Origin of the sequence: Desertihabitans brevis (assembly GCF_003327535.1) — a bacterium.
GTDB classification, from domain to species: Bacteria; Actinomycetota; Actinomycetes; order Propionibacteriales; family Propionibacteriaceae; genus Desertihabitans; species Desertihabitans brevis.
Genome location: NZ_QOUI01000001.1, coordinates 143,299 through 156,720, shown reverse-complemented (window position 1 = coordinate 156,720; position 13,422 = coordinate 143,299). Strand labels below are relative to the sequence as shown.

Annotated in this window: 9 protein-coding genes and 1 tRNA gene; 5 read left to right on the top strand and 5 right to left on the bottom strand. The window is 72.9% G+C overall.

What is annotated here, in order from left to right; translation table 11 throughout:
- Positions 1 to 130: 130 nt before the first annotated feature.
- The 4 genes from thrB to lysA form a co-directional block, all read right to left on the bottom strand.
- A complete protein-coding gene (thrB, locus tag DT076_RS00665) occupies positions 131 to 1,075 on the bottom strand; it encodes a homoserine kinase (RefSeq protein ID WP_114124732.1) in 945 nt (314 codons plus the stop codon).
- Positions 1,072 to 2,142, bottom strand: coding sequence for a threonine synthase (gene thrC, locus DT076_RS00660; protein ID WP_114124731.1), 1,071 nt, complete (start codon positions 2,140 to 2,142; stop codon positions 1,072 to 1,074). Before thrC ends, thrB begins: the two co-directional genes overlap by 4 nt.
- Positions 2,139 to 3,488, bottom strand: a complete 1,350-nt coding sequence (locus tag DT076_RS00655) for a homoserine dehydrogenase (RefSeq protein WP_407642697.1) — start codon at positions 3,486 to 3,488, stop codon at positions 2,139 to 2,141. The genes thrC and DT076_RS00655 overlap by 4 nt, the downstream gene beginning before the upstream one ends.
- A gap of 191 nt (positions 3,489 to 3,679) precedes the next feature.
- On the bottom strand, positions 3,680 to 5,080 hold the full coding sequence (lysA, locus tag DT076_RS00650) for a diaminopimelate decarboxylase (protein WP_114124729.1): 1,401 nt from the start codon (positions 5,078 to 5,080) through the stop codon (positions 3,680 to 3,682).
- Between the two features lie 156 nt (positions 5,081 to 5,236).
- Between lysA and DT076_RS00645 the strand changes: the two genes are divergently transcribed.
- From DT076_RS00645 to galK, 4 genes are all read left to right on the top strand, one after another.
- Positions 5,237 to 5,308 (top strand) — tRNA-Arg (locus DT076_RS00645).
- Between the two features lie 73 nt (positions 5,309 to 5,381).
- Entirely contained in the window at positions 5,382 to 6,653 is a 1,272-nt protein-coding gene (locus DT076_RS00640) for a glycosyltransferase family 87 protein (RefSeq protein WP_114124728.1), read from the top strand.
- A 161-nt stretch (positions 6,654 to 6,814) separates the two neighbouring features.
- Complete coding sequence (locus tag DT076_RS00635; RefSeq protein ID WP_114124727.1) at positions 6,815 to 10,726, top strand: multifunctional oxoglutarate decarboxylase/oxoglutarate dehydrogenase thiamine pyrophosphate-binding subunit/dihydrolipoyllysine-residue succinyltransferase subunit; 3,912 nt, start codon at positions 6,815 to 6,817, stop codon at positions 10,724 to 10,726.
- A gap of 11 nt (positions 10,727 to 10,737) precedes the next feature.
- Entirely contained in the window at positions 10,738 to 11,901 is a 1,164-nt protein-coding gene (gene galK / locus DT076_RS00630; protein WP_233493548.1) for a galactokinase, read from the top strand.
- Here galK and DT076_RS00625 read toward each other — a convergent pair.
- Positions 11,878 to 12,369, bottom strand: a complete 492-nt coding sequence (locus DT076_RS00625) for a GNAT family N-acetyltransferase (protein ID WP_233493547.1) — start codon at positions 12,367 to 12,369, stop codon at positions 11,878 to 11,880. The two genes, galK and DT076_RS00625, sit on opposite strands and share 24 nt — an antisense overlap.
- A 145-nt stretch (positions 12,370 to 12,514) precedes the next feature.
- Here DT076_RS00625 and DT076_RS00620 point away from each other — a divergent pair, with 145 nt between their 5' ends.
- Positions 12,515 to 13,414, top strand: coding sequence for an ABC transporter substrate-binding protein (locus tag DT076_RS00620; protein WP_114124726.1), 900 nt, complete (start codon positions 12,515 to 12,517; stop codon positions 13,412 to 13,414).
- Positions 13,415 to 13,422: the final 8 nt, after the last annotated feature.

The following is a 13,422-nucleotide window of genomic DNA, read 5'->3' as shown; positions in this document are numbered from 1 at the left end:
CTGACGTGGGAGGTGCTGCTCGGTGTCGACGTGTCTCGATGAGGACCGAGGGACGTCGCCCGTCCGAACACCGACCACGGTAGCACCGAGGCGAAGCAACCACCTACTCCGACGCCGCGGCGCGCCGGGTTCACCCGACGGGATCGACCTCGAGGACGGCACCGCCGCCGACGGCCAGCGGCAGCGCGGCGAACCCCCCGGTCAGCTCACGCCCCGCAGCGCCTGCCAGCCACTGCCGCAGCGGCTCGTGGTGCTGCTCGCCGGCCAGCACGAGGACGGTGGGCCCGGCCCCGGAGACGACGGCGGCGAAGCCGGCCTCGCGCAGCGCCCGTCGCAGCCGGTCGGCCTCGGGCATCAGCCCGGCCCGGGCGTCCTGGTGCAGCCAGTCGCGGGTGGCGGGCAGCAGCAGGTCCGGGTCGCATGCCAGCGCGTGCACCAGCAACGCGGCCCGTCCGGTGTTGGCGGCGGCGTCGCGGTGAGCCACCTCCGTCGGCAGCACCCGCCGGGCGTGCTCGGTCAGCACCACCGAGCGGGGCACCAGCGCGAGCGTCCGCAGACCCTCGACGAGGCGACCGCGGCACACGCTGGCCCGTCCGCCCGGGGCATCGGACCAGGTGAGCACCAGCCCCCCGCAGATGGCGGCCGCCACGTTGTCGGCGTGGCCCTCCAGCGCGTTCGAGCGCTGCAGCAGCCAGTCCCGGTCCACCGGGACGTCCGGGTGGGCGAGCCCCCAGGCGGCCAGCAGGCCAGCCACCAGCGCGGCCGAGGACGAGCCGAGCCCGCGTCCGTGCGGGATGACGTTGCGGGCGGACAGCCGCAGCCCGGGCAGCTCGACGTCCCAGCCGGTCAGGGCGTCCAGCAGCGTGGCGACCACGAGGTGCGTGCGGTCGCGCGGGACGGAGTCGGCACCCTCACCCTCGACCACGATCTCGCAGCCGTCCTGCAGCACGGTGACCTCGACCTCGTCGACCAGGTCGAGGGCGAGGCCGAGGCTGTCGAAGCCCGGCCCGAGGTTGGCACTGCTGGCGGGCACCCGGACCGCGACGCGGCGTCCGGGCTCGACCCGGCGGGTCACCCCTCCAGCCCGAGCCGGTCGGCCACCGAGACGACGTCGGCCGGCACCGTGGTGGTCTCCAGGGTGTGCCGGGAGAGGGCGGTGTCGATGTCCTTGAGCCCGTTGCCGGTCACGGTGATGACGATCCGCTGGCCGGGGGCGACCTCACCGGCGGCGTGCAGCTTGAGCAGCCCCGCCACGCCGGAGGCCGAGGCCGGTTCGACGAAGATGCCCTCGGTGGCGGCGAGCAGGGCCTGGGCGTCGAGGATCTCCTCGTCGGTGACGGCCTCGAACCGGCCACCGGACTCGTCGCGGGCGGCGGTGGCCAGCTCGGCCGAGGCGGGGTTGCCGATCCGGATGGCGGTGGCGACGGTGTCGGGCTCGGCCACCGGGTGCCCGAGGACCAGCGGGGCGGCACCAGCGGCCTGGAAGCCCCACATCCGCGGGGTGCGGCTGCTCAGCCCCTGCTCGGCGTACTGGCGGTAGCCGCGCCAGTAGGCCGACACGTTCCCGGCGTTGCCGACCGGCAGCAGGTGCAGGTCGGGGGCGTCGCCGAGGACGTCGACCACCTCGAAGGCGGCGGTCTTCTGGCCCTCGATGCGGTCGGGGTTGACCGAGTTCACCAGCGCGACCGGGTAGTGCTCGGCGAGCTTGCGGGCGACGGTGAGGCAGTCGTCGAAGTTGCCGTCGACCTGGACGATCTCGGCGCCGTAGACGACGGCCTGGGCCAGCTTGCCCTTGGCGATCCGTCCCGCCGGCAGCAGCACCACCGGACGCATCCCGGCCCGGACGGCGTAGGCCGCGGCGGAGGCTGAGGTGTTGCCGGTGGAGGCGCAGACGACGGCCTGCGCGCCCTCGGCGGCGGCCCGGCTGACCGCGACGGTCATCCCGCGGTCCTTGAACGAGCCGGTGGGGTTGGCCCCCTCCACCTTCACCCAGACCTCGCCGGAGACCCGGTCCGACAGCCGCGGCGCGTGCACCAGCGGGGTGCTGCCCTCCCCCAGCGAGACGACCGGGTCGTCGGCGCCGATCGGCAACCACTCGCGGTAGCGCTCGATCAGCCCGGCGGTGCTCGGCACGGCGCTCATGCGCGATCCCCCTCGACCCGCATCACACTGATCACCTCGTGCACCTCCGGCAGCGAACGCAACGTCTCGACGGTGGCCGACAGGTCGGCGTCCCGGGCGTCGTGGGTGACGATCACCAGGCGGGCGCTGCCCGCGTCGCCGGTCGGCCCGGTCGCGTTCGGGCCGACCCCCTCCTGCCGGACGATCTGCAGCGACACCCCGTGCTCGGCGAAGGCGTGCGCGACGCTGGCCAGCACCCCGGTGACGTCGGCCACCGACAGGCTGACGTGGTAGCGGGTGACGACGTCGCCGATCGGGGCGACCTGGCGCTGGGCGTAGCTGGACTCCCCCGGCCCGGCCGCGCCGCGGACCCGGTTGCGCGCCACCGTGACGAGGTCGCCCATCACCGCCGAGGCGGTCGGGCTGCCGCCGGCGCCGGGGCCGTAGAACATCAGCCGACCGGCCGAGCGCGACTCCACGAAGACCGCGTTGTAGGCACCGCCGACCGAGGCCAGCGGGTGGCTGCTGGGGATCATCGCCGGGTGCACGCGGATGGAGACCCGCGGCTCGGGGTCGTCGGTGAGGGTGCAGATGGCCAGCAGCTTGATCACCGAGTCCATCGCCTCGGCGGTGGCGACGTCGGCCCGGGTGACCTCGGTGATGCCCTCACGGTGGACGTCCTCGGCACGGACCCGGCTGTGGAAGGCCAGGCTGGCCAGGATCGCGGCCTTCGCGGCGGCGTCGAAGCCCTCGACATCGGCGGTCGGGTCGGCCTCGGCGTAGCCGAGCTCCTGGGCCAGCGTCAGCGTCTCGGAGAAGCCCACACCCTCGGTGTGCATCCGGTCGAGGATGAAGTTCGTGGTGCCGTTGACGATGCCCATCACCGAGGTGATCTCGTCGCCGACCAGCGACTCGCGCAGCGGCCGGATGATCGGGATGGCGCCGGCCACCGCCGCCTCGAAGTAGAGGTCGGTGCCAGCCGCCTCGGCCGCGGCGAACAGGGTCGCCCCGTCCTCGGCCAGCAGCGCCTTGTTCGCCGTCACCACCGCAGCCCCGCGCTCCAGCGCGGTGAGGATCAACGTGCGGGCCGGCTCGATCCCGCCGATCACCTCGACCACCAGGTCGATGTCGGGACGCTGCACCAGCTCGAGCGCGTCGGTGGTCAGCAGCGCGGGATCGATCCCCGGACGTTCCCGGTTGAGCCGGCGGACCGCGATGCCGGCCAGCTCGACCCGCCGCCCGATCCGCTGCTCGAGGTCGTCGGCCGAGTGCGTCAGCAGCTTGGCCACCTCGGCCCCCACGGTGCCGCACCCGAGCAGGGCGACCCGCAGGGGCCTCTCGGGTCGGTCGTCGACAGCGGTCATCAGTGGTCCTCGTTCGTGTACTCGGGCGTGGCGCGCGGCATCACGCCAGATTGTGTCGGCTGACCCGACGTCAGCCTGAGGATCTTCACCATGTGGGCACACCCGCCCCGCCGGCTTCGTGTGTGGGCCGGCTGGTTGGTACGGGAGCGTCCCAGAGCCGGTGGGTGGAAGACGGGCCGGTGGGTGGAAGACGGTCAGCCGGCGTCGAGGGCGAGGATGTCGTCGAGGGTCTCCCGGCGCACCAGCGTGCGCAGCCGGCCGTCGCGGACCGACACCACCGGCGGGCGGGGCACGTGGTTGTAGTTGCTCGCCATGGAGCGGGAGTAGGCACCCGAGGCCGGCACGGCGACCAGGTCACCGGGAGCGATGTCGGCGGGGAGGAACTCGTCGCGGACGAGGATGTCGCCGCCCTCGCAGTGCTTGCCGACCACCCGGCCCAGCCGCGGGTCGGCGTCGGAGGCCCGGTTGGCCACCGTGGCGGAGTACTCGGCGGCGTACAGGGCGGGGCGGATGTTGTCGCTCATCCCGCCGTCCACGGCGACGTAGAGCCGCTCGACGCCCTGGTCGACCACGACCGGCTTGACCGTGCCGACCTCGTAGACCGCCATCGTCGACGGGCCGCTGATGGCCCGTCCCGGCTCGATCGACAGCGCGGGCACGGTCACGCCGAGGGCCCGACACTCGTGCTCGACGATGCGCCGCAGCGAGCCGGCCAGCTCCGCGGGCGAGGAGGGGGTGTCCAGGGTGGTGTAGGCGATGCCGAAGCCGCCGCCGAGGTCCATCTCGGGCATCTCCGCCCCGGTCGTGTCCCGGACGTCGGCGTGCAGACCCAGGATCCGGCGGGCGGCCATCTCGAAGCCCTGGGTGTCGAAGATCTGCGAGCCGATGTGGGAGTGGATGCCGAGCAGCTCCAGGGTGTCGGACTCGTGGCAGCGCAGCAGCGCGGCCATCGCCTGGCCCGAGGCGATCGAGAAGCCGAACTTCTGGTCCTCGTGGGCGGTGGCGATGTACTCGTGGGTGTGGGCCTCGATGCCGGTGGTGACGCGCACCATCACCCGGGCGGTCGTGCCGCGCTCGCGGGTGAGCCGCTCGAGCCGGTCGATCTCGTGGCCGGAGTCGACGATGATCCGCCCGATGCCGGCGTCCAGGGCGGCCTCCAGCTCGGCGGTCGACTTGTTGTTGCCGTGCAGCCCGATCACCGCGGGGTCGACGCCGGCCCGCAGCGCGACCGCGAGCTCACCCCCGGTGCAGACGTCGACCCCGAGCCCCTCCTCGGCCACCCAGCGGGCGACCGCGGTGCAGAGGAAGGACTTGCCGGCGTAGTAGACGCGCCACCCGTCGAAGGCCTCGGCGAACTCCCTGGCCCGGGCCCGCAGGTCGACCTCGTCCAGCAGGTAGACCGGGGTGCCGACCTCGGCCACGGCGTCCGCGACGGCGAGCCCGCCCACCTCGAGCCGGCCGTCCTCGGCGCGGCGGGTGGTGCGGCTCCACAGCTGCGGGACGAGGGCGTTGACCTCCTGCGGCACCCGCAGCCAGTGCGGTGCCCCGGCGGCGGCGTCGGCGTGGATCGAGCCGGCCACGTGCGTGTGCGTCATGGCGACCACTGTGGCCGACTCCCGCAAGCCCGCACCCCGGGAACCGCCCGCTGGACCCGCCGGACGTCGAGTGGGCGATCCCGACGATCGGGTGCTAATGTCGTCGCCGGCGCCCGCGGGTCCGTACGACGGATCCGATGCTGATCTCAGCGCCGGGCCCCCGTAGCTCAGGGGATAGAGCGCCGCCCTCCGGAGGCGGGTGCGAAGGTTCGAATCCTTCCGGGGGCGCAGATGCCCGTCGCGCGCTACGCGCGGCGGCCTCGCGCCGTGACAGCCGACCCGTCCACCGCCGAAGGACCCGATGACCACTGCCGAGCCGACCAGGCGCGGCGACGTCACCATCCCGACCGGCGGGGTCTGGCTGAGCTGGCTGCTCACCCGTCTGCTGGTGCTCGCGGTGTGGGGGCTGTTCGAGCGGATCGCCACCGGCGACGTCCTCTACTACCACGGCAAGCTCGCCGCGCTGGGCGAGGCGGGGGTGGCCGGGACGCTGGTCGAGTACCCCACCCCGGTGGTGGCGCTGATGGCCGTGCCCTGGCTGGCTGGTGCCGGCACCCAGGCCGGGTTCCTGGTCGCCTTCGTCGCCGCGATGCTGGCGCTGGACGCCTGGTTGACCCGCAGGCTGCACCGGTCCGGCGCGCCGGCCACCGCCCTGCTGTTCTGGCTGGCCTTCGTGCCGCTGCTCGGGCCGCTGGCGCTGCTCCGCTTCGACATGGTCCCCGCGGTGCTGGCCGGGGTCGCCCTGCTGTGGTCGACACGTCGACCGGCGACCGCGGGCGGGCTGGTGGCCGCGGGCGCCGCGATCAAGCTGTGGCCGGCGCTGCTGGTGCCCGCCCTGCTCGGCGGCGACCGGCGGTGGCGGACGCTGGCCGGTTTCGCGGGCACCGGGGTGGCGCTGGCCCTGGTCAGCCTGGTCGCCGGCGGCTGGGACCGCTTGGTCTCCCCCCTGACCTGGCAGTCCGACCGCGGCCTGCAGGTCGAGTCGGTGTGGGCGACCGTGCTGATGGTGCTGCACGGCACCTCGCCCGAGACCTACACCGTCGGCTACTCCCGCTACCAGGCCTTCGAGGTGTTCGGCCCCCAGGTCGGTGCCTGGACCACCGCGGCCAACCTGTCGATGGTGGCCGGGCTGGCGGTGATGGCGGTGCTGTTCTGGCGGGTGTGGCGCAGCGGACGGGCCGACCGGCTCGCGGCCGCGACGGTGATGGCGGCGGTGGTCGCGCTGATGATCGTCACCAACAAGACGCTGAGCCCGCAGTACGTGCTGTGGCTCGGTGGGCCGGTGGCGGTGATGCTGGCCGAGGCGTCCGGCACCGGGAGCCGGCACCGGCGTCCGGTGCTGTGGTTCGCGGGCGCGACGCTGGTGCTGACCGCGTTGACCCACCTGGTCTACCCGGTGATGTACGGCGCCCTGGTCTACGACGGCCCAGGGCCCGCCCAGGCGCTCGCGCTGGTCGTGCTGGCGCTGCGCAACGTCGGTCTGCTCGGCCTCACCGTGGCCGCCGTGGTGCTGGCCTGGCGGCTCACCGGCAGGGTCACCGAGACGGAGCCGGAGCGGTCGGTGACGGCGTGAGTCCCGCCACACCGACACGGACCAGACAGCGACTGGTATGACTGAAGTTCTGCTGATGGGTACGGATACCATCGACAGGGTGCTCCCGGGCCGGAGAGGCGCGACCTCCCGGTGCGGACGACACCGTGACGCAACTCGCTCGACATCGGAAGAAGGCGATCGTGGCCACCGCGCCCGGACCCACTGAACCATCCACGACGGACCCAGCCGACGAGTTCGGAGCCAACGACTGGCTGCTGGAGATGATGCGCGAGAAGTGGAGTGAGGACCCCACCTCGGTCGACGCCAGCTGGCAGCAGTACTTCGCCGAGCACGGGTCCGACGGTGCCGCCAGCTCCAACGGCACCGGTCAGGCCGCCGCCGGCTCCGCTCGAGGCAACCAGCAGTCCCCGGGCTCGTCCCCCGAGCGCGCCTCCGCCCGGCAGGACGCCCCCGCGCAGAAGGCGCCCGCGCAGAAGCCTCCGGCGCAGGAGGCGCCGTCCGAGAAGGCCCCGGCCCAGAAGGCCCCGGTCCAGCAGGCCGCCGCCTCCTCCACCGGCAGCACCCCGCAGGGCTCGCGCGAGGCCGCGCCCGCCGAGGGCACGCGTCGCGCCACCGTGGAGCGTCCGAACCAGGTCAAGGACACCCGTCCGGCCAAGACCGGCAGCCACGGCGCCGTCCCGGCCGACCCGCCGAACCCGCTGGTGCGCCCGGAGTCCAAGCAGCGCGAGCCGAAGCGCACCGTGCTCAAGGGCGCCCCGATGCGCACCGCCAAGAACATGGACGCCTCGCTGAGCGTCCCGACCGCCACCAGCGTCCGCTCGCTGCCGATGAAGCTGGTCATCGACCAGCGCGTGGTGATCAACAACCACCTCCGCCGGGCCCGCGGCGGCAAGGTGTCGTTCACCCACATCCTCGGCTACGCCCTGGTCAAGGCGCTGGCCGACGTGCCCGCGATGAACAACGCCTACGAGGTGGTCGACGGCAAGCCGAACCTGGTCGAGCCGGAGCAGATCAACCTTGGCCTGGCCATCGACCTGCCGGGCAAGAACGGTCAGCGCCAGCTGCTGGTGCCCAGCATCAAGGGCTGCGAGGAGCTCAACTTCGCCCAGTTCTGGGCCGCCTACGAGTCGCTGGTGCAGAAGGCCCGCGCCGGCAAGCTCGAGGTGTCGGACTTCGCCGGCACCACCATCACCCTGACCAACCCCGGCACCATCGGCACCAACCACTCGGTGCCGCGGCTGATGCAGGGCCAGGGCGCCATCATCGGCGTCGGCTCGATCGCGTACCCGCCGGAGTTCGAGGGCGCCGACCCCGAGCGGCTCAACGACCTCGGCGTGTCCAAGGTGCTCACCCTCACCTCGACCTACGACCACCGGATCATCCAGGGCGCGCAGAGCGGTGAGTTCCTGGCCCGGATGCACCAGCTGCTGCTCGGCGCCGACGGCTTCTACGACGAGATCTTCGCCTCGCTGCGGATCCCCTACAGCCCGATCCGCTGGGCCACCGACATGTCGAGCCACCACGAGGACCAGGTCTCCAAGCAGGCCAAGATCTTCGAGATGATCCAGGCCTACCGGATGTCGGGGCACCTGATGGCCGACACCGACCCGCTGGAGTACCGCCAGCGCCACCACCTCGACCTGGACGTCCAGACCCACGACCTGACGCTGTGGGACCTGGACCGCGAGTTCGCCACCGGCTCCTTCGGCGGGGCGAAGCCGATGATGAAGATGCGCGAGATCCTCGGCGTGCTGCGCGACTCCTACTGCCGCACCACCGGCATCGAGTACATGCACATCTACGACCCCGCCCAGCGGGAGTGGATCCAGCAGCGGGTGGAGCGTCCGCACGTCGACCTGCCGCGCGAGGAGCACCTGCGGATCCTCGACAAGCTCAACGAGGCCGAGATCTTCGAGACCTTCCTGCAGACGAAGTTCGTGGGGCAGAAGCGGTTCAGCCTCGAGGGCGGCGAGTCCACCATCGTGGTCCTGGACGAGCTGTGCGAGCAGGCCGCGAACAGCGGTCTGGACGAGGTCTGCATCGGCATGCCGCACCGCGGCCGGCTGAACGTGCTGGCCAACATCGTCGGCAAGTCCTACGCTCAGATCTTCCGGGAGTTCGACGGCAACATCGACCCGCGCACCGTGCAGGGCTCCGGCGACGTGAAGTACCACCTGGGTGCCGAGGGCGAGTTCCGCGCGATGAACGGGGAGACGATCAAGACCTCGGTGGCGGCCAACCCGTCGCACCTGGAGGCGGTCAACCCGGTGCTGGAGGGCATCGCCCGGGCCAAGCAGGACGTCCTCGACCGCGGCAACGAGTTCCCGGTGCTGCCGGTGCTGCTGCACGGCGACGCCGCCTTCGCCGGCCAGGGCGTCGTCTTCGAGACCATGCAGATGAGCCAGCTGCGCGGCTACCGCACCGGCGGCACCGTGCACGTGGTGGTCAACAACCAGGTCGGCTTCACCACCTCCCCCACCGCGGCCCGCTCCTCGGTCTACGCCACCGACGTGGCCAAGACGGTCGGTGCCCCGGTGTTCCACGTCAACGGGGACGACCCGGAGGCGTGCGTGCGGGTGGCCCGGCTGGCCTTCGAGTTCCGCCAGGAGTTCAACAAGGACGTGGTCATCGACGTCATCTGCTACCGCCGGCGCGGGCACAACGAGGGCGACGACCCGAGCTTCACCCAGCCGCTGATGTACCAGCTGATCGAGGCCAAGCGCTCGGTGCGCAAGCTCTACACCGAGGCGCTGATCGGTCGCGGCACCATCTCGGTGGAGGACGGCGAGGCGGTCTTCAAGCGGTTCCAGCAGCGGCTGGAGAGCGTCTTCGCCGAGGTCCGCGAGGACAGGTCGGCCGACCCCGACTACCGCCGGGTGCCGGAGTACCCGCGCAAGGCCGAGGGGTCGAAGACCACCGCGGTCACCCCCGAGGTGCTCAAGCAGGTCGCCGACGCGTACACCAACGTGCCCGACGACTTCACCGTGCACCCCAAGGTGCTGCCGCAGCTGCAGCGCCGGGCCGGCGCGATCACGGCCGGCCCGATCGACTGGGCGACCGGGGAGATCATCGCCTTCGGCTCGCTGCTGCTGGAGGGGCGTCCGGTGCGGCTCAGCGGCCAGGACAGTCGACGCGGCACCTTCAGCCAGCGGTTCGCCGCGGTGGTCGACCGGGTCTCCGGCGACTCCTGGGTGCCGCTGCGCAACATGACCGACGACCAGGGCAAGTTCTTCGTCTTCGACTCCCTGCTCAGCGAGTTCGGCGCGGTCGGCTTCGAGTACGGCTACTCGGTGGCCCGTCCGGAGGCGCTGGTGCTGTGGGAGGCCCAGTTCGGCGACTTCGTCAACGGTGCCCAGGTGATCACCGACGAGTTCATCTCCTCCGGTGAGGCCAAGTGGACCCAGAAGTCGGGTGTGGTGCTGCTGCTCCCCCACGGCTACGAGGGCCAGGGCCCCGACCACTCCTCGGCGCGACTGGAGCGCTGGCTGCAGCTGGCCGCCGAGGGCGCGATCACCGTGGCCGCGCCGTCGACCCCGGCGAGCTACTTCCACCTGCTGCGCACCCAGGCGCTGAGCAAGCACCACCGCCCGCTGGTGGTGATGACGCCCAAGTCGATGCTGCGCAACAAGCACGCCACCTCCGACCCGTCCGACTTCACCGAGGGTGGCTGGCGCGGGGTGCTGGGCGACCCCACCATCACCGACCCGTCGGCGGTCCAGCAGCTGGTGCTCTGCTCGGGCAAGGTCCGCTGGGACCTCGTCCAGCAGCGGGCGAAGGCCGGCCGCGAGGGCGAGGTCGCGATCGTCGCGGTCGAGCAGCTCTACCCGCTGCCCGCCGAGTCGATCGCCGCCGAGCTACGCCGCTACGGCCACGTCACCGACGTGCGCTGGGTGCAGGAGGAGCCGGAGAACCAGGGGGCCTGGCCGTTCATGTCCTACCACCTGGCCGACGCGGTGGCCGAGCACCTCGACGGGCGCCGGATCACCCTGACCCCGTACACCCGTAAGCCGTCGGCCGCGCCCTCGGTGGGTCTGGCCAAGGTGCACGAGACCGAGCAGCGCGCGCTGGTCCAGTCCGCGTTGCAGGCCTGAGGAGGTCCCCGGTGACGCAGACCGCTGCGGCGCGCCCGCTGACACCCGCCACCGTGTCGGAGGCCTTCACCCAGCGGGTCGGCACGGCCCCCGAGGGCGTCTGGGCCGCACCCGGACGGGTCAACCTCATCGGTGAGCACACTGACTACAACGACGGCTTCGTGATGCCGTTCGCGCTGCCGCAGCGGGCCCTGCTGGCGGCGCGGCGGCGTGACGACGAGCGCTGGCGGCTGGTCTCGGTCGACCTCGACGAGGAGCACGAGCTGGGCGTGGACGACCTCGTCCAGGGCTCGCCGGGCTGGCAGTCCTACCTGGCCGGCGTGGTGTGGGTGCTGCGGGAGGCCGGCCACCGGGTGGGTGGCGCGGACCTCGTCATCAGCTCCGACGTCCCGGTCGGGGCCGGTCTGTCCTCCTCCGCGGCGCTGGAGTGCGTGACGCTGGCGGCGCTGGCCGACCTGTACGACCTCGAGATCGAGCCGCTGGAGCGGGCCCGGCTGGCGCGGCGGGCCGAGAACGAGTACGTCGGCGCCCCGACCGGTCTGCTCGACCAGGCCGCCTCCACCCTCTGCCGGGCCGGGCACGCGCTGTTCATGGACTGCCGCAGCGGCGAGGTGGAGCAGGTGCCCTTCGACCTGGCGGCTGCCGGGCTGGAGCTGCTGGTGCTGGACACCGCGGTGGCGCACTCCCACGTCGACGGCGAGTACGGCGAGCGGCGGGCCAGCTGCGAGGCGGCGGCCCGCGTGCTCGGGGTGCCCGCGCTGCGCGACGTCACCGACCTGGACGCGGCGCTGGCCGCGCTGGAGGACGAGGTGCTGCGGCGCCGGGTGCGGCACGTGGTGACCGAGGACGACCGGGTGCTGCGGGCGGTGGAGCTGCTGCGGGCCGGCGACGTGGCCGGGCTGGCCCCGCTGCTGGACGCCTCCCACGTCTCGATGCGCGACGACTACGAGATCACCGTGCCGGCCGTCGACGACGCGGTGACCTCGGCGCGGGCGCACGGTGCGCTGGGGGCCCGGATGACCGGCGGCGGCTTCGGCGGCTGCATCATCGCCCTCGTCGAGCACGGACGCGCCGAGGAGGTCGGGGCCGCGGTGGCCGCCGACCAGACCGCGGCGGGCCACCCGCAGCCGCGCTGGTTCAGCGCCCAGCCCTCAGCCGGCGCCGGCCGGGTCTGACACCGCCCCGGCGGTGAGGTCCCTCTCCCCGAAGTAGGTGGCGACCAGGTTGCCGTTGAAGTTGGCGATGTCGCGGTAGCCCTGCGCCCGGTACATCCGTGCCACGCCCGGTTGCCGGGGTCCGGCGTCGAGCCGGGCCACCCGGTAGCCGGCGGCGCGGGCGGCGTCCTCCAGCGCGTGCAGCAGCACCGCCCCCAGCCCGCGGCCCCGCGCGGCGGGCACCACGTACATCCGCTTGATCTCGCACGCGCCGTCGGGCAGCGGCTTGAACCCGCCGCAGCACACCGCCTCCTCGTCCTCGAAGCCGACGAGGAAGCCGCCGGCGGGGGGCGCGAAGTCGGCGGCGGTGGCGGTCGGCATCCCCGGCCGGGTGATGTCGCCGTAGAGCTCGGCCATCTCGGCGAGCATCGCCGCCAGCAGCCCGGAGGCGGGTGGCTGGTCGCTGGGCACGGCACGGAAGGTGGGCACCGACCGAGGCTAGCGGGGCCGGCCCCGGTCGTCGTGTGTCGGATCGGTGTCGATCCCGTGGCGTGGCCGGGCGCGAAGGGCGCCGGCGCCCGGGTTGGTGACAGGATGTCGACGCAGCAGTGAACGAACGAGCGAGGAGCCCCCCGTGAAGACCCGACGTATCGCCCTCTCCGCCCTGAGCGTCCTGGCGCTGACCCTGGCCGGGTGCGGCTCCAACTCGCTCAGCCCCGAGACCGGCGGTGCGTCCCCCGACGGCGGGTCGAGCGCGCCGGAGACGACGGTCAACGAGGAGCTGGCGGCCGCGCTGCCGCAGAGCGTCGCCGACTCCGGCGTGATCCGGGTCGGCACCGACGCCTCCTACGCCCCCAACGAGTTCCTCGACGCCGACGGCGAGACCGTGATCGGCATGGACGTCGACCTGTTCGACCAGGTGGCGGCCAAGTTCGGCGTCCGCGCGGAGTACCAGCCCTCCGCCTTCGACACCATCATCACCGGCGTCCAGGGCGGCAAGTACGACATCGGCGTCTCCAGCTTCACCATCAACGAGGAGCGCACCTCCCAGGTGACGATGGTCAGCTACTTCGAGGCCGGCACCCAGTGGGCCACCGCGGCAGGCAACCCGGAGGGCGTGGACCCGGAGAACCCGTGCGGGCTGGTGGTGGCGGTGCAGACCGGCACCGTGCAGCAGGAGGAGGACCTGCCGGCCAAGCAGGAGGCCTGCGGCGACAACCCGATGGAGATCCTCTCCTTCGACGGCCAGGACCAGGCCACCAACGCGCTGGCCGGCGGCCGGGCCGACGCCATGCTGGCCGACTCCCCCGTGGTCGCCTACGCCGTGCAGCAGACCGGCGACCAGCTGGAGACGGTCGGGGAGGTCTACGACTCCGCCCCCTACGGCTACGTGGTGCCGAACGAGGAGCGCGAGTTCGCCGAGGCGATCGCCCAGGCGCTGACCGAGCTGCAGGCCGAGGGCGGCTACACCGCCGCGCTGGAGGCCTGGAACGTCCAGGACGGCGCCGTCGACACCGTCACCGTCCAGCCCTGACCCCGGAG